Raw genomic sequence first — 15,613 nt, 5'->3', positions numbered from 1 at the left:
GCGTTTCAGCGCGTAAAAACTACGTTTCATCCATTGATTAAAGCATTACAGGAAACCGCCGATTGACATGCCCGGATGCGCTCATGGATACTTTGGCGCTTGTGGTTTTAATAAAAATATTATGCTTGCTATCGCTCGCAGCCCTATCCGGGCCGCGGGAACGGTAGTGGTGCTATCTATCCGGAGAATTACCCATGTTGCGCAAAACCCTGTTTGTTCTGGCAATCGCTTCTGCCCTGGCCGCCTGCGGCAAAGAGTCCAAAGATCCCGGCAAGGGCGGCAAGAATGCCAAGGAACAGGCGGGCGCTGCCGCCAATTTGCTCGTGTCCCCGGAAGACTTGCTGACCATCCAGAGCAATGCGCTGGCGTCGGGGCCGGTCATCACCGGTTCCGTGCAGCCCGAGCGCAACGCGGACTTGCGCGCCGAAGTGTCGGCCGTGGTGATCCAGGTCATGAAGGAAAATGGTGAAATCGTCAAGCGGGGCGACGTGTTGGTGCGCCTGGACGAAACGTCCATCCGCGACGGCCTCAATTCGGCCGAGGAAGCCAGCCGCGCCGCCGGCCAGGTGCTGGAGCAGTCCGAACGCATGTTCCAGCGCATGAAAACCCTGCGCGCTTCGGGCATGACGTCGACGCAGGCGCTGGAAGACGCGGAAATCCGCCGCAACAATGCGCAAAGCGATCTGTCCGCCGCGAAAAGCCGCGCCGTGCAAGCGCGCCAGCAGTTGCAGCGCACCCTCGTGCGTGCGCCGTTCGACGGCATCGTGAGCGAGCGCAAGGTATCGAATGGCGATACGGCACAAATCGGCAAGGAATTGATCAAGGTCATCGATCCAACCAGCATGCGCCTGGAAGGCCTGGTGTCGGCCGACAAGATCGGCGTCGTCAAGGTGGGCCAGCCCGTATTGTTCCGCATCAATGGTTATCCAGGCCAGGATTTCGCGGGCAAGGTGCGACGCGTCGATCCGGCGGCCAACGCCGTCACGCGCCAGGTGGCCGTGCTGGTCGATTTCAATGACAAGGAACAACCGCGCGTGGCCGGCCTGTATGCGGAAGGCCGCATCGAGACGGAAACCGTCAGCGCGCTGATGATCCCCGACTCGGCCCTGGTGAAGGCGGGCGACGTCACGTACACGTGGAAAGTCAAGGACAAGGCTTTGCATAAAGTTAACTTGCGTATCGGCGCGCGCGACGTGCGCACGGGCCAGTGGGAAGTGCAAAGCGGCCTGGCCAGCGGCGACACCGTGCTGCGCACGCCGGGCTCGACCTTCAAGGATGGGCAGAAAGTGGAATTGACGGCCGCCAAGGCCGTGCCAGCCGCCGCCGTGGCCAGCAGCAGCACCGCCGTTGCCGGTAAAGGAAACTAAGCCATGTTCCTTTCTGATTTCAGTATCAAGCGGCCCACCGCCACCATCGTCCTGATCCTGGCCATGATGTGCGTCGGCTTGCTGGCGCTCAAGAAATTGCGCGTCAACCAGAACCCGGACGTCGAGGTACCGTTCATCGTCGTCAGCATTCCTTACCCTGGCGCGTCGCCCGACACGGTCGAGCGCGAAGTGGTGAACCGCCTGGAAAAGTCCTTGCAAAGCATTTCCGGCGTGACCGAAGTCAACAGCGATTCGAATGAAGGTTCGGCCAGCATCTTCCTGAAGTTTTCCTTCAATACCAATTTGATCGAAGCGTCCGACAATATCCGCAATGCGATTGCCGCCGTGCGCTACAAGTTGCCGACGGAAATGCGCGAACCTATCTTGCAGCGCATCGATCCGGCTGCCGAGCCCATCATGCAACTGGCCCTGTCGTCGAATACGCAAAGCCATGCGGAAATTTCGCGCCTGGCCGAGGACGTGCTGTCGGACCGCTTCCGCACCGTCGATGGCGTGGCGCTGGTCAACGTGGGCGGTTCGCTCAAGCGCGAACTGTCCGTGCTGCTGCGGGCTGAAAAGTTGCGTGAATACAATGTTTCCGTCAGCGACGTCGTCACCGCCTTGCGCAACCAGAACACGAATGCGCCCGTGGGCAAGGTGCGCGGCACCCTGGACGAGAAAAGCATCCGCCTCGTGGGCCGCATCGAGTCGCCAAGCGACTTCGAGAAAGTGGTGATCAAGCGCCGCGGCGAGGAAATCGTGCGCCTGGCGCAAGTGGCCACCATCGAAGATGGCTTTGCCGAAGTCAACAGCCTGAGCATGCGCAGCGGCAAGCCCAACGTGGGCATTTCGATCACCCGCGTGCGCGACGCTTCCACCGTCAGCGTGGCCAACAAGATCCGCGACATGGTGGCGGAAATCAACAAGACCTTGCCGAAAGGCACGATCCTGCAAGTGACGCGCGACGGCGGCGAAAACGCCCAGCATAGCTTGAACAATGTGATCGAATCGCTGGTACTGGGCGCCGTGCTGACGATTTTCGTCGTCTACGCCTTCCTGAACTCGTGGCGTTCGACCCTGATCACGGCGCTGAGCTTGCCCACATCCGTGATTGCCGCTTTCATTGCCGTGTGGCTGTGCGGCTTTACCCTGAACTTCATGACCTTGCTGGGCTTGTCGCTGGCCATTGGCGTGCTGATCGATGATGCCATCGTGGTGCGTGAAAACATCGTGCGCCACATGCAGATGGGCAAGGACCGCCGCACGGCCGCGCTGGAAGGTACGGCCGAGATCGGCATGGCCGTGGCCGCCACGACCTTCTCCATCATCGCCGTCTTCATTCCCGTTGCGTTCATGCCCGGCATTTCCGGCGAATGGTTCCGTCCGTTTGCCTTGACGGTGACGTGCTCGGTGCTCGTCAGCCTGGGCATCTCGTTTACGCTCGACCCGATGTTGTCGGCTTACTGGGGTGACCCGGTCGAGGAACATTCGGCGCCGAAAAAAGGCATCGGCCGCGTACTGGAAAAATTCAACCACTGGTTCGACCACCAGGCCGACCGCTACGGCCGCGTGATCGCCTGGGCACTGCATCACCGCCGCTGGATGGCCGTGATCGCCTTCGGCAGCCTGGTGGGCGCCATCGCCCTGCACGCTACCCATGGCGGCACGAGTTTCCTGCCAGCATCCGATTCGGGCAACTTGATGATCAATGTGCGCACGCCATCGTCGAGCAGCATCGAGTATTCGCGTTTGAAACTGGAAGCGGCGGCCGTGCTGGCGCGTACCTTGCCTGAAACCAAGGATACCAACAGTTCCATCAATGCTGGCGGCGGACGAGTGTATGTCGACATCGGCAAGCGCAATACCCGCAAGCGTTCGGCCAAGGAAATCGCCGTCGAGCTGCGCGAAAAGATGTCGCGCCTGGTGGGTGCCGAATACGTGGTGCAGGATGACTTGAGCAACGGTTCGCAAAAACCGATCCAGGTGGAATTCACGGGCCCGGATTCGCGTAAATTGATGGAAATCACGAATGCCTACATGGACAAGCTGCGCGCCATTCCTGGCGCCGTCGACGTGGGCCTGTCCGAGCAAGACCCGAAGAACGAGCTGCAGATCGAGCTCAACCGTGGCTTGGCCAACTCGATGGGCATTTCCGTCAATGATGCAGCGCAATCGTTGCGCGTGGCCTTTGCCGGCGTGGAAGTGGGCGACTGGGTCGATCCGACGGGTGAAACGCGCGACGTGGCCGTGCGCCTGCATCCCGATGACCGCGTGGCGTCGGAAAACATCGAGCGCCTGCCGATCAGCGTGACGGGGACTTCGCAAATGGTCCCGCTCGACCAGATCGCCACCATCACCATGGGCAAGGGCCCGTCCGGCATCGAGCACAAGAATGGCAAGCGCACGATTACCGTGTCGGCCAATGCGCAAGGCCGCTCGAACGGCGAAGTGACGAGCGACGCCATGAAGCTGGCCAATTCCATCGACTTCCCGCCCGGCTATGGCCTGGCGCTCGGTGGCGCCGGCCAGGACCAGCAAGAGCTGTTCACGGAAATGCTGATCGCGCTGGTGATGGGTATCGGCCTGATGTATTTGATCCTGGTCATGCAGTTTGGTTCATTTACCGCGCCGGTGGCCGTGATGATGTCCTTGCCACTCAGTCTGATCGGTGTGGTGGTGGCGCTGGTGATCACGAATAACACCCTCAACCTGATGAGCTTTATCGGCATCATCATGCTGATGGGGCTGGTCGCCAAGAACGCCATCCTGCTGCTGGACGCGGCGCGCAAGCGCGAGGAAGAGGGCCATGGCCGCGAGGACGCGCTGATGTACGCGGGCCGCATGCGTCTGCGTCCCATCCTGATGACGACGTTTGCGCTGATCGCCGGCATGTTCCCCGTGGCGCTGGGCCTGGGCGAGGGCGGCGAGTTCTACCGTCCATTGGCGATCGCCATCATCGGCGGCACCATCACCTCGACGATTCTGACCCTGCTGGTCGTGCCGACCTTCTACGACAGCATCGAAATCGCCCGCGATGGCGCCGTGGCCAAGTTCCACCGCCGCGCCGCGCGCATGCCCGTGGCCGTGGCCATGATCTTGACCTTGATCGAGTGCGTGCTGACCCTGCTGCTGGTGCGCTTCGCTTACCGCATGCTGAAAAAGGCCGTGCTGTTCCTGATGGGACGCCGCACGCCGAAGGCGGCGTCGGTCAGCCTGCAAAAGTAAAACCGGGCCAAGGCCAGCTTGCGCTGCGCCGTGGTATTTCAAGAGTCTTCCGCGGAAGGCTCTTTTTTTGCCTGCCCGTTGGCCAGGGCGCTAGCTGTTGCGCGGTGGCGGCGTGGTTCCTGTTCCCGTGCCTGTGCCGTTGCCAGGCGGCGTGGCGGAGGGCGGGGTGGTCGTGCCATCGGGGGTGGTGGTGGTGCCCGGTGCCATGCCAGGCGTGGCTGGCGTGGTGGCGTCCGGATTGGTCGTGCCCGTGGTGCCGGACGTGCCGCTGGTGGCGGGCGGCGTTGCCGGAGCGGTGGCGGCGGGCGTGGTGGTGGTGCTGGTATCGTTGCGCTTGTTGCAACCGCCCAGCAGCGCACAGACGATGGCGCTGCCGAGGACGAGCTTGCTGGTGGTCAGGAGTGGAGCCGTCATGATTGTTCCTTTTCAGTGAAAGACTGTCGTGGAAACGCATGCCTCGCCAGATTGCGTATCTGGAACAAGGCTGGCATCGCTTGCAAGGTTTAGAGTAGGCGGGCCGGTACTGGTTCACCGGACTTGCACAGGCGCGGTGCTGGTGGAGACGGGGAGCGCGCTGCGTTTGACGCAGCGCAAATCCGCAAGGGATACAGGGTGGGCCAGGACGGGACGTCCTGGCCGCGCAAGACGATTTATTTGGCGGCAGGAGCCTTGCTCACTTCCACTTCCCAATCCACGCCCGACTCGACGTGGTGCTTGGCTGCAAAGTCGCCCTGGCTGATGGCGACGGCCACGTCCAGCAGGCTGTTCAGGTAGACGAGGGGCTTGCCTTTGGCGACGCCGCCAAACGTGTGCTCGAACGGCGCCGTGACCTTGGCCACTTGCTTGCCCTTGTGCAAGATGCGTACTTGCAGCGGGTCGTGCAGTTTTACCTGCAACTCGTCGAGCAGGGATTTCGGAATGTTTGTCCAGACATTGCCGTACTTGACGTCGAGCACGGGCACGATGCCGCGAATCGTGTTGCCGTCGCGTACAGGCTTTTGATACGCGATCTTCACCACGGATTCGCTCGGCAATTGAGGACCCACCTGTTCATAGCTGATGGCGCCCGACGCCAGGCGCGCACCCACGTACGCGTACACGTCGCGGCCATGGAAGGTGTACGACTCGGCGGAGCCCGCCAAGCGGTTGACCTTTTCATCGATTTCGCGCAGTTCGGCCACGCCGTCGCGCTCGGCGATCAGGGTGAACAGGCCATTGTCCGGCCCCACGAAGTAGCGCCCGCCCTTGGTTTTCAGCACTACCGACTTGCGCGCCGTGCCCACGCCCGGATCGATGACGGAAACGAATACCGTGCCTTGCGGCCAGTAATTGGCCGTCTGGTACAAGCGGTAGGCGCCCAGCCAGATATCGTAGTCGGGAATCTGGTGCGTCAGGTCCGAAATGGTCAGCTGCGGATCGACGCCGTAGGCGACGCCATGCATGGCCGACACGGCGCCATCTGCCGTGCCGAAGTCCGTCATCAGCACCAGCGGCGCGCCGGCCTGGGCGGACGACAGCAGGAGGGCGCTCAGGCAGGTGCCGGCGACGAGGTGGGAGAGGCGTTTGATGATCATGATTTCCTTTGTATCCAGTGTCAGAATGTGTAGCTTAATTTAGCGTAAAAGTACGCGCCATTTACGCCGATGGGGTTGATGAAATTGTAGGGCAGGGCGCCGCCATACGTGGCGTTGTTCGTTTCCCGCACGCGCTGCGGATAGCGGTCGAGGATGTTGTTGCCGCCCACGCTCAAGGTCAGTTGTTTGCTCAGTTTCAATTGGCCTTCCAGGTCCAGCGACCAGACGGCGCCGAAGCGCTGGGCGGGGATGCCGTCGATCAAGGGGGCATCGCTGTCGTACGAAAAATCTTTCAGCTCGCCAAAGCGCGTGGCGCGCGCCTGCACGCCCCAGCCGGCCGCCTGCCAGTCGGCGCCGAGGATTAATTTGCTGGACGGTGACGCATGTTTGATGCGGAACAAACTCGTCTCCGTCAGCAGGGTCAGACTGGGATCGATGTTGGCCAGCGCAGCGGAACTCTGGTGTACCTTGTCGAGGCTGGTCTTGTTCAGGTTCAGCGCCGCATTCAGGTTCAGCTTGCCTGAGGTGAACGCCAGGTCGTGGTTTAGCACCACGTCCAGGCCCTTGGTTCGGGTGTCGAGCAGGTTGGCCAGGTAGGCGACGGACTGGATGTCGCTGCGGTCATTCGCGGCCAGGTAGGCCGTGACGGCGTCGCTTTGCAAGTCGCTCGAACGCGTGATGCGGTCGCGGATGCGGATCACGTAGGCGTCTACCGTTACGCTGGTGGCGGCGGCCGGTTTCCAGGCCAGGCCCAGCGAGACGTTGGTCGATTTTTCAGGTTTCAGCTGTTGCGCGCCGAAGCTGCGTGCCAGCGGGTCGCTGGCCGGCAGCAGGGCCGCCGTTTGCAGAGCCGTGCCATCGGCATTGAAGTTCAGGGTGGCGAAGCGGAAACCCGTCTGCACGAGGGCCGGCGCGCGGAAGCTGTTCGACAGCGAACCGCGCAGGAGGAAATTGTCCGTCACTTTATAGCGCGTCGACAGCTTGCCCGTGCTGGCGCTGCCGAAGTCGCTGTAATCGGAATAGCGGGCGGCGGCGCCTACCAGCAGGCGCGGCGTGAGGTCGCTTTCCACGTCCGCATACACGGAGCGGATTTGCCGGCTGCCGTCGTAGGCGTCCGATGGGCGCAAGCCTGGTCCTGCCTGCGCTCCCGGCGGCGCATCGGTAAAGCTGCCGGCCGCATACGAGGCAGGGTCGCCAGCCGAGCTGGTGTAGGTTTCGCGCATCCATTCGGCGCCCACCGCCAGGTTCAAGGGGGCGGGCAAGCCGATGTCGATGCTGCGCGTGGCATCGAGATTCAAGGCCTTCTGGCGGAAGTCGAAGCCGGCCAGGTTGAAACGCGTGGGGCTGGCCGCGCCCAGCGAGGCGTTGACGGAGTGGCTCACGCCGTAGTCAAAGCGGTCGCTGCCGTGGCGCGCGCTGGCGTCCCAGTTCCACTCGCCCCAGCTGCCGCGCACGCCGGCCACGATGCTGAGGTCGCGCTTGTCGCCATTGGTGACGGGACGGTAGCCGTTCGGATACAGGGCCAGTACATTCGACGGGTCGCCCGGATAGCGGAAGTAGGCGCTGCCGTCCGATGTGCGCTCGTTGAGGGTGGTAAACGAATACAGGTCCAGGCCGTTATCCAGGGTGAGCTGGGTGTTGTAGAACAGATAGTTGTTGCGCTGGCGCGAGTCGCCCGACTTGAACACCACCTTGCCGTCGAGGGCCTGGTCGGCGGGCGTGAAGTTGTAGGAAGTCCAGCCCGCGTCGCTGGGGCCGGCACGTTCCGTGGGCGAGCGGCGCCGCGTTTCCGCGCCGAAGCGGAAGTAGCCTGCCTCGCCCAGCGGCACGCCATAGTCGGCGTTGACGATGACGGTCTGGCCATCCGTCAGGGTTTGATCGGTCGGGTCGAAATGCGTGTGGTTGGCGCCATAGCTGATGGACGCGGCGCCGCCCGTACGGGCCTTCTTCAGCACGATGTTGATCACGCCCGCCACGGCATCGCTGCCGTACTGGGCGCCGGCGCCGTCGCGCAGGATTTCGATATGGTCGATGGCGTTCGGCGGAATGGCGTTGATGTCCACCGGCACGGTGCCGGCAAAGCTGCTTTCCGTGTCGAGCACGGCGCTCGTGTGGCGGCGCTTGCCGTTGATCAGCACCAGCACCTGGTCGGGCGCCAGTCCCCGCAACTGGATGCCGCGCACGGAGTCCGACGCGCCGCTCGACTCGATGCGGGGGAAGTTGATCGAGGGCGACAGGTTTTGCAGGGCCGCGCCCACGTCGCCCGTCGCCAGCGCATTGCTCACTTCGCGCGCGCCGAAACGGTCGATGGGCACGCTGCTGTCGAACACCGTGCGGTTGCGCGCGCGCGAGCCGACGACCGTGACCTGGTCGATGCCGGCGCCGGCCGTGTCAGCGGCAGCGCCTGTGTCGGCGGTGGCTTGCGCGTCCTGGGCCCAGGCGGACGGTGCGGCCAGCATGGCGCAGGCCAGCACGATGGCGCGCAGCGGCGTGGCGGGAAGGGAGGCGGGGGCGGATGAATGGCGCGGATGCAAGGCGGTGTCCTTTGGGCTCGATTAGTGTCGGTGTGGAAACAGTTGCCATGAGCTTAAGGGAGGCGCCCGCCGGCGCTAACGATTCTTTCTGGATATGCTTATGCTGTTGTTTTTATGCCGTTATGACCCTCCGCTCAGGATTTCGGCGCGGCCGGCATGTCGGGCTGGGCCGTGACGGATGTGCCTGCCGCCTCCAGCGGTCGAGGATGCCGAACTCTTTTCACGCAGGCGCTCGTCGGCTACCACGCAGGGGAGGCTTTCCGCACCGATGCGCGCCAGCACGGCTTGTGCTGTCCGCCGGGCCCGCATGTAGGGCGAGTACAGCACGACGGTTGCCTGTTGTTTAGGGGGAGAGGGGCGAACCAGTCGCCCAGGGCTTGCGCCTGGCGCGCGCCCAGTTGGGCGAGGGGGGGATCGACATCGCGCTCGGCGATGGCGATCGACAGCTGTTTTTCCGCTTCAGCGGCATCGCGCGCCACGTCACCGGCACTTTGGCCGTGACGCACGATCCAGATGTGCTGCGGCCCTTTCTGTTTCATCGTCTTGCGCCTTCCTCCATGTTTATTGTCAATCAATAAGAGGGAAGCGGTAAGGCGCGGCGCGCCGCTGGTGTGGCTGGACGCGCTTAAGAACGCCTAACAAAACCGTAGCGAGCGGAAGCGAGGCTCGGCGCCCCCGTTGGCTTGAGAAGCGGAACTGTGCGAATGTACGGGGGCGCCGAGCCAGTGAGCATCGGAAACCGCGACCCGCGACGCGCAGTAGGTTTGGTTATGCGTTCTAGGCGGCGTGTTCCGCTTCGTCCAAGTCGGGCGCGTCGTCGCTGTTGTAGACGGCCAGGTCGGTTTGTCCCATGACCCGGCTGGTGACGGTGCCCGCCGTGATCGAACCGCTCACGTTCAGGGCCGTGCGGCCCATGTCGATCAGCGGTTCGACGGAGATCAGCAAGCCGGCCAGCGCGACGGGCAAGTCCATCGCCGACAGCACGATCAGGGCGGCAAACGTGGCGCCGCCGCCCACGCCGGCCACGCCGACGGAACCGATGGTGATGATGGCCAGCAATGGCAGCAGGAAGCTGATCGTAAACGGATCGACGCCGACGGTGGGGGCGATCATGACGGCCAGCATGGCGGGATAGATGCCGGCGCAGCCGTTCTGGCCGATGGTGGAGCCGAACGAGGCGGCGAAGTTGGCGATGCCTTCCGGTGTGCCCAGGCGCTGGGTTTGCGTCTGCACGCTCATCGGGATCGAACCGGCGCTGGTGCGCGAGGTGAACGCGAAGGCCAGCACGGGGAAGACTTTTTTCACGAAGCGCAGCGGGTTCAGGCCCACGCCGGCGATGATGGCCAGGTGCACGAGGAACATCAAGATCAGCGCGCTGTACGAGGCGACGACGAAGTTGATCAATTTCAAGATGTCCGTGTAGCTCGACGAGGCCACCACTTCAAACATCAGCGCGAACACGCCGTACGGCGTCAGGCGCAGCACCAGGGTGACCATGCGCATGACGATGGCGTGCGCCACTTTCATGAAGTTTTCGAAGGATGCGAAAATTTCCGGCTTCTTGGCGGCAATGCCCGTGGCCGAGATGCCGATGAAGATGGAAAACACGACCACGGCGATGGTCGACGTCTTGCGCGCGCCCGTCATGTCGAGGAAGGGGTTGGTCGGCACGAAGCTGACCAGCAGTTTCGGCAGCGACAGGGCCTTCGCCGTTTCCAGCGAGCCTTGCAGCTGCACGCCGCGCGCCACTTCGGCGGCGCTCGACGTCAGGCCGACAGCCGTCAGGCCGAACAGCTTGGCCATCAAAATGCCCAACGCGGCGGCGACCGTGGTGGTGATGAGCAGGGTGCCGATGGTCAGCGCGCTGATCTTGCCCAGGGAACTCGCGTCCTTGAGTTTCAATATGGCTGAGATGATGGACACCATGATCAGCGGCATGATGATCATTTGCAGCAATTTCACATAGCCGCTGCCGACGATGTCGATGTATTCATTGGTGCCGGCGATGATGGGCGAGCCGGCGCCGTACAGCCACTGCACGGCCGCACCGAGCAGCACGCCCAGGCCCAGGCCCGTGAAGACGCGCACGGTAAACGTCGCATGTTTGCGTTGCTGGTGGAACATGAAGGCGAAGACGATCAGCGCAACGAGCAGGTTCAGAATGATGTTAATTGCCATAAGTGGGCCTTATCTTGGTTTTATTCGAGACTGCGGAGAGCACGTGGAACTTTGCTACCAGTAACTTTCGCTCTTGCCCCGGGCGAAAGGGCAAGCACTGTACAGTACTATGGTGGCGTTTTGCGCAATACCGCTGCGAATATTACGCTATATGAATATGCTCTACAGGCATAAGTCTTCCGGCGGATTGTGAAAAACACGATTTCATGCCAGCATGGTTTGCCTATTTATTAATATCGTGCCAATTATTTCAAGGAAAAAGATGAATGCTTTAACGGAAGTGCAGGTACTCGATGCGGAAGAACGCTTGCGCCTGGCCATGATGGCCTCCGACGTGACTGTACTGAAAGATTTGCTGGCCGATGACTTGTTGTTTACCAATCACCTGGGGCATCTGTTGAGCAAGCATGCGGACCTGGCCGCGCACGAGCAGCGCTTGCTGACCATCACCGACTTGCGCGCCTCCGAGCGTCACGTGCGCGTCAACGGCCACGTGGCCGTGGTTTCCGTGCGCATGCAACTGACGGGCAGCTATCACGACGTGGAAACGTATGGCGACTTCCGTTTTACGCGCGTCTGGGCGCAGGATGCGGCCGGCGCGCTGCAAGTGATCGCCGCCCATTCCGGCGTCGTGGCTTGAGGAGCAAGATTTAGTGGATCATCGTTCCAAAGGACAGCTGTTTGAAGCTGTCATCGCCGCCGGCCCGGCCACCCTGGCCATCACGGCCGGCTATCCCGTGCTGCTGTACAACCTGGTGCGCACCTGGTCCGACGCCCCCGGCGCCAATGCGCTGGCCGCGTTGCTGCTGACGGGCGGCCTGTGGGCCTTGCTGGAATTCTGGCGCATCGCCCTGGCGACGGTGGCGCGCAAGGCGTATGCGTTCAACTGGCGCTTCTGGCTGGCCATCGCCAGTTTTCTCGCCTGCTTCGTGCGTTTCGTGCCGGACATGCCGGCCGGACTGATGTTGTTGCTGATGGTGCTGCCGGCGCTGGCGTGGACGCATTTCATCTTGTTGCAGATCAAGCGCCCGCGCAAGGCTTGATTGCCGGAAGTGTCGTAGCGGGAGCGATATAGCATGAGTGAAATCCAAAAACTGGGCGAGCAATTCCACGCGATAGCGTCGAAATCCGATTTTTTCATGGCGACGTATGTGGATGCCGTCAAACTGCGCGTGGCGCGAACGCAGATCAGCAAAGGGCCGTTATGTAACGTCAGGCCATTCGAAGCCCAAAGGGCCGGCTTCAAGCCGGGAAAGGAGCTGAAGTCGCTGCCCGTGACGCTGAAAGATACCCATGTCTACCATTTCGATGGGGAAGGCAGGGTCATCCTGGTGGAAAGCTATGGCGGATCTGCTGCCGTCATCAACAGGAGCTTCTATTTTCATGAGCGCGGCGAACTGAAAAGCGTGCATTTCAATGCGGGAGGGAGCTTGAGGAATGTCATGCTCAGTTTTCTTGACGGGGCACGCATCGCGCAGGACATCAATTTCGGGAAATTTGGCGAAGGGAGTTACGATTACCGGTATGAGGATGATCGCCTCCATTCCATCATGGTCCGGCAGAGAGAGCATGGCCAGGAAAACCATACCGGATATCAGATCCTGTTCGGCTATGTGGACGGACAGCTGGAGAATATTCTTCACGTGTTTGCGAATGGATATCAGGAGCAGCGCTATCCATGACGATGGTGGTTTTCAAGGCAAGGCCATGAAAAAACACATGTGGCATCTGTATTATTCTGGGACAGATGTGGTGGACGTCAATGAAGCGTGGGCGAGCGGGCATGCCGGTGCGGGCATCTGTACAGACTGCGGAAATTACATGTCCGGGAATGAAGGCGATTTCGCCGTGGTGGTGGATCAGCGTATTCCTGCACAAGCGGATATGTTTTCCATGGGGCGCTTGTCGCCGTCCATCATGTCCGCCAGGATGCACCAGTTGATTATGGCTGATCCTCGCCATCCTGCGCGTCCAGCCACTGTATCCGTCCATTCCCCGCCTCCAGCAGGTGGGCGAGCAGGGCGGTGGCCGCCGTTTCAGGCAGGCTGAAGTCGAACAGTACGTCTGCGCCATGTTCCACGTTCAGCAGGGTGGCACCGGCGCCGTCGAGTTCGCGGCGCAGCATGCCTTCCATCGCGTACGGCACCGTGCAGCGCAGGCTGCGCTGGCGCACGATGGCCGTCTTTTCCGCCTGCAACAACGCTTGCGCGACGCTGTCCGTGTAGGCGCGCACGAGGCCGCCCGCGCCCAGCTTGATCCCGCCAAAGTAGCGCACGACGGTCGCCAGCACGCCTTCCAGGTCCTGGTGGCGCAGCACGTCGAGCATGGGCCGCCCCGCGGTGCCGCTCGGCTCGCCATCGTCGACGGCCGCCGATTGCCCGCCCGCCAGCAGCGCCCAGCACACATGGCAGGCGCCCGGATGCTGCGCTTTTAAATCGTTGACCACCTGCTGCGCGCTGGCGCGGTCCGTCATCGGCTGCACGCAACCGATGAAACGGCTTTTCTTGATGATCAGTTCGCTGTGGACGGGGGCGGCAATGGTAAACGGCATGGCGGGTGCGAAGGCGGGCAAAGCAGCATGATAGAGGAAATGCGCGCCCGCGACGAGCCAGTGCCGCCTACGTGGCCGATGGCGATACCAGTTCGCGCAGCGCGGCATCGCGCACTTGCACGATGTCGAACAGCCCCAGCGCGTGCAGGGCGGGGAGGGCGTCGAGGATGTCGCGTTCAGCGATGCTGCGCTCGGCGCTGCTGCTGGCGTCGTCCAGCCATAGCCTGGCATTCGCCAGGAAGGCCCCTACCGTGCCCTTGCGCACGGTGACGCCATTGAACTGGCCCTGGTTTTGTTGATCGGGTAATACGTCTTCTGCTCGCATGCTGCACTCCTGAATATCGAAAGACTCCACTGTATGATGGCGGAATTGTCTTGCCTGCGTTGTTTATGACTATCGATACGTCAAATCCGCCAATCTTGCCGCCGACGCTGCTGGCGCCGCTGCGCGCCATGCGCATGTCCCAGCCGCAGGAACGGGTGACGGCGGCGCACCGCCATGCCAGCGGTCAGCTGTTCGGCGCCGAGCGGGGCCTGCTCTCAGTGGCTGCCGACCGCGGGCAGTGGGTGGTGCCCGCCAGCCATTGCGTGTGGATGCCGCCCCATCACGTCCATGCGCTGCGTTCGCATGGTCCGTTTGCGGGCTGGAGCGTGTATGTGGACGAGGCCAGTTGCGGCGGTCTGCCCGCCGCGCCGTGCGTGATGCGCGTCTCGGGCTTGCTGCGCGAAGCGGTGGATCGCGCCAGCAGCTGGGGCGATGGCGTACTCGATGCGCGGCAGGCCCGGGTGGCGGGCGTGATCCTCGACGAGATCGCCGCGGCGCCGCACGAGCCGTTCGGTTTGCCGCTACCCACGGACCCGCGCCTGGTGCGCGTGGCGCGCGCCGTGCTCGATGACCTGGCCGACGAGCGGGGCGTGGAAGTGCTGGCCGCCTGGGCCGGCGTCTCGCCGCGCACCCTGGCGCGCCGATTCACGATCGAGACGGGCTTTACGCCCTCCGCCTGGCGCCAGCGCGCCCGCATCCTGCGCGCCCTGGAACTGCTGGCCGCCGGCCAGCCCGTCACGACGATTGCGCTGGACCTGGGCTATGACACCGTCAGCGCCTTCATCGCCATGTTCAGGCGCGTGATGGGCGTGACGCCGGGCAGGTATGGGGCCATGGCCGGGTGAAGGGCGGCGCGCCAGCGTGTTGAAGACTGCAAGCATGCAATCGGCGTAAAATCGCTGAATTCATTCTCTGGATTCCACAATATATGCACAACGACGACCGCTTCGATGGCATCAACGATTTCGTCATGACCGTCAAGCTGGGCAGTTTTGCCGCCGCCGCCGCCGCACAAGGTGTGACGGCGTCGGGCGTGGGCAAGAGCGTGTCGCGGCTGGAAGCGCGCCTGGGCACCAAGCTGCTGCACCGTACCACGCGCCGCTTGACCCTCACGCCGGAAGGGCGCACGTATTACGACATGTGCGTGCAGATGCTGGAAGACCTGGAGGCGACGGAGCATGGCCTGATCGTCGGCCAGCAAGTGCCCACGGGACGCCTGCGCGTCGATGTGCCGGCCGCGTTCGGCCGCCGCCACATCCTGCCCACCCTACTGGCACTGGCCGAACAGCACACTGGCATCGAACTGGCCGTGACGTTTACGGACCGCACCGTCAACCTGGTCGAGGAGGGCATCGACCTGGCCGTGCGCATCGGTGCATTGAACAACGATGCGGACCTGGTGGCGCGCCAGCTGGGCACGCAGCGGCTGCTGATCTGCGCCGCCCCGTCCTACCTGGCGCGCCACGGCACGCCGCAGGTGCGTGATGACCTGGCCCGGCACGACTGTATCGTGGGCTGGCGCCGGCAAGGGCCTGCAGTCTGGCTGCTGCGCGAAGCCGAAGGCACCTCCACCGAGCAGGCGATCCGCGTGCGCCATGCCTTGCGCGACGGCGAGGCGATGCTGGCGGCGACCCTGGCGGGCGCCGGCCTGTGCCAGCTGCCCACCTGGCTGATCGATGCGGACCTGGCGTCGGGCCGGCTGGTGCCCGTGCTGGAGCAGCATGCGGGCGGCGAAATGCCGATTCACGCCGTGTGGCCGGCGACGCGCTATGTGAAGCCGCGCCTGCGCGCAGCCATCGATGCGCTGGTGGCGCTGGCGGCCGCACCGAATCCCGTGTTTCACCCCGCCGATTGAGCGG

General features: G+C 63.1%; 14 protein-coding genes. 7 read left to right on the top strand and 7 right to left on the bottom strand.

The genetic code is table 11. From position 1 onward, the window contains the following. The first annotated feature begins 194 nt into the window (after positions 1 to 194). Both O3298_RS20185 and O3298_RS20180 read left to right on the top strand, forming a co-directional pair. The gene (locus O3298_RS20185) at positions 195 to 1,367 is read left to right on the top strand and encodes an efflux RND transporter periplasmic adaptor subunit (RefSeq protein WP_077401247.1); all 1,173 of its coding nucleotides are present in this window, start codon (positions 195 to 197) and stop codon (positions 1,365 to 1,367) included. A gap of 3 nt (positions 1,368 to 1,370) precedes the next feature. Next, a complete protein-coding gene (locus O3298_RS20180) occupies positions 1,371 to 4,592 on the top strand; it encodes an efflux RND transporter permease subunit (RefSeq protein WP_305060362.1) in 3,222 nt (1,073 codons plus the stop codon). 90 nt (positions 4,593 to 4,682) lie between these two features. On the opposite strand, the gene O3298_RS20175 is transcribed toward O3298_RS20180, so the two are convergent. The 5 genes from O3298_RS20175 to O3298_RS20155 form a co-directional block, all read right to left on the bottom strand. Next, positions 4,683 to 5,006, bottom strand: coding sequence for a hypothetical protein (locus O3298_RS20175; RefSeq protein WP_305060361.1), 324 nt, complete (start codon positions 5,004 to 5,006; stop codon positions 4,683 to 4,685). 236 nt (positions 5,007 to 5,242) lie between these two features. Next, on the bottom strand, positions 5,243 to 6,166 hold the full coding sequence (locus O3298_RS20170) for an S-adenosyl-l-methionine hydroxide adenosyltransferase family protein (RefSeq protein WP_099664989.1): 924 nt from the start codon (positions 6,164 to 6,166) through the stop codon (positions 5,243 to 5,245). Positions 6,167 to 6,186: 20 nt separating this feature from the next. Continuing rightward, positions 6,187 to 8,700: a TonB-dependent siderophore receptor gene (locus O3298_RS20165; protein WP_305060360.1), complete on the bottom strand. Its 2,514-nt coding sequence runs from the start codon at positions 8,698 to 8,700 to the stop codon at positions 6,187 to 6,189. Between the two features lie 239 nt (positions 8,701 to 8,939). Then, positions 8,940 to 9,239 (bottom strand): histidine phosphatase family protein, encoded by a 300-nt coding sequence (locus O3298_RS20160; protein WP_305060359.1) that lies wholly within the window; start codon positions 9,237 to 9,239, stop codon positions 8,940 to 8,942. 238 nt (positions 9,240 to 9,477) lie between these two features. Beyond that, positions 9,478 to 10,878: an L-cystine transporter gene (locus O3298_RS20155; protein WP_251350914.1), complete on the bottom strand. Its 1,401-nt coding sequence runs from the start codon at positions 10,876 to 10,878 to the stop codon at positions 9,478 to 9,480. A gap of 262 nt (positions 10,879 to 11,140) precedes the next feature. On the opposite strand from O3298_RS20155, the gene O3298_RS20150 reads away from it, so the two are divergent. Genes O3298_RS20150 through O3298_RS20140 form a run of 3 tightly spaced genes read left to right on the top strand, consistent with a single transcriptional unit; the run spans position 11,141 to position 12,560 of the window. After that, a complete protein-coding gene (locus O3298_RS20150) occupies positions 11,141 to 11,518 on the top strand; it encodes a nuclear transport factor 2 family protein (protein WP_305060358.1) in 378 nt (125 codons plus the stop codon). A gap of 13 nt (positions 11,519 to 11,531) precedes the next feature. Next, positions 11,532 to 11,921 carry a hypothetical protein gene (locus tag O3298_RS20145; protein WP_077401262.1) on the top strand — a complete coding sequence of 130 codons (390 nt, stop codon included), beginning with the start codon at positions 11,532 to 11,534 and terminating at the stop codon, positions 11,919 to 11,921. 33 nt (positions 11,922 to 11,954) lie between these two features. Continuing rightward, positions 11,955 to 12,560, top strand: coding sequence for a hypothetical protein (locus tag O3298_RS20140; RefSeq protein ID WP_305060357.1), 606 nt, complete (start codon positions 11,955 to 11,957; stop codon positions 12,558 to 12,560). A 260-nt stretch (positions 12,561 to 12,820) separates the two neighbouring features. Here the strand turns inward: O3298_RS20140 and O3298_RS20135 are convergent, their stop codons facing one another. Beyond that, a complete protein-coding gene (locus O3298_RS20135; RefSeq protein ID WP_289918915.1) occupies positions 12,821 to 13,429 on the bottom strand; it encodes a YigZ family protein in 609 nt (202 codons plus the stop codon). 67 nt (positions 13,430 to 13,496) lie between these two features. Further along, a complete protein-coding gene (locus O3298_RS20130; protein ID WP_305060356.1) occupies positions 13,497 to 13,754 on the bottom strand; it encodes a hypothetical protein in 258 nt (85 codons plus the stop codon). A gap of 65 nt (positions 13,755 to 13,819) precedes the next feature. Between O3298_RS20130 and O3298_RS20125 the strand changes: the two genes are divergently transcribed. Together O3298_RS20125 and O3298_RS20120 are read left to right on the top strand one after the other, a co-directional pair. After that, entirely contained in the window at positions 13,820 to 14,599 is a 780-nt protein-coding gene (locus tag O3298_RS20125; protein ID WP_305060355.1) for a helix-turn-helix domain-containing protein, read from the top strand. Positions 14,600 to 14,682: 83 nt separating this feature from the next. Then, the gene (locus O3298_RS20120; RefSeq protein WP_305060354.1) at positions 14,683 to 15,609 is read left to right on the top strand and encodes a LysR family transcriptional regulator; all 927 of its coding nucleotides are present in this window, start codon (positions 14,683 to 14,685) and stop codon (positions 15,607 to 15,609) included. Positions 15,610 to 15,613: the final 4 nt, after the last annotated feature.

Source organism: Janthinobacterium sp. SUN137, assembly GCF_030587265.1.
Taxonomy (GTDB): Bacteria; Pseudomonadota; Gammaproteobacteria; order Burkholderiales; family Burkholderiaceae_D; genus Janthinobacterium; species Janthinobacterium kumbetense.
The sequence above is the reverse complement of the archived record's forward strand: the minus strand, read 5'-3'. Positions and strand labels throughout refer to the sequence as shown.

What these genes read in the sequence shown, in the direction of transcription:
- O3298_RS20125 (WP_305060355.1), top strand. Translation starts at nt 13,820, where the DNA reads ATGACTATCGATACGTCAAATCCGCCAATCTTGCCGCCGACGCTGCTG.
- O3298_RS20160 (WP_305060359.1), bottom strand. Translation starts at nt 9,239, where the DNA reads ATGAAACAGAAAGGGCCGCAGCACATCTGGATCGTGCGTCACGGCCAA.
- O3298_RS20185 (WP_077401247.1), top strand. Translation starts at nt 195, where the DNA reads ATGTTGCGCAAAACCCTGTTTGTTCTGGCAATCGCTTCTGCCCTGGCC.
- O3298_RS20130 (WP_305060356.1), bottom strand. Translation starts at nt 13,754, where the DNA reads ATGCGAGCAGAAGACGTATTACCCGATCAACAAAACCAGGGCCAGTTC.
- O3298_RS20150 (WP_305060358.1), top strand. Translation starts at nt 11,141, where the DNA reads ATGAATGCTTTAACGGAAGTGCAGGTACTCGATGCGGAAGAACGCTTG.
- O3298_RS20120 (WP_305060354.1), top strand. Translation starts at nt 14,683, where the DNA reads ATGCACAACGACGACCGCTTCGATGGCATCAACGATTTCGTCATGACC.
- O3298_RS20135 (WP_289918915.1), bottom strand. Translation starts at nt 13,429, where the DNA reads ATGCCGTTTACCATTGCCGCCCCCGTCCACAGCGAACTGATCATCAAG.
- O3298_RS20140 (WP_305060357.1), top strand. Translation starts at nt 11,955, where the DNA reads ATGAGTGAAATCCAAAAACTGGGCGAGCAATTCCACGCGATAGCGTCG.
- O3298_RS20180 (WP_305060362.1), top strand. Translation starts at nt 1,371, where the DNA reads ATGTTCCTTTCTGATTTCAGTATCAAGCGGCCCACCGCCACCATCGTC.
- O3298_RS20155 (WP_251350914.1), bottom strand. Translation starts at nt 10,878, where the DNA reads ATGGCAATTAACATCATTCTGAACCTGCTCGTTGCGCTGATCGTCTTC.
- O3298_RS20170 (WP_099664989.1), bottom strand. Translation starts at nt 6,166, where the DNA reads ATGATCATCAAACGCCTCTCCCACCTCGTCGCCGGCACCTGCCTGAGC.
- O3298_RS20175 (WP_305060361.1), bottom strand. Translation starts at nt 5,006, where the DNA reads ATGACGGCTCCACTCCTGACCACCAGCAAGCTCGTCCTCGGCAGCGCC.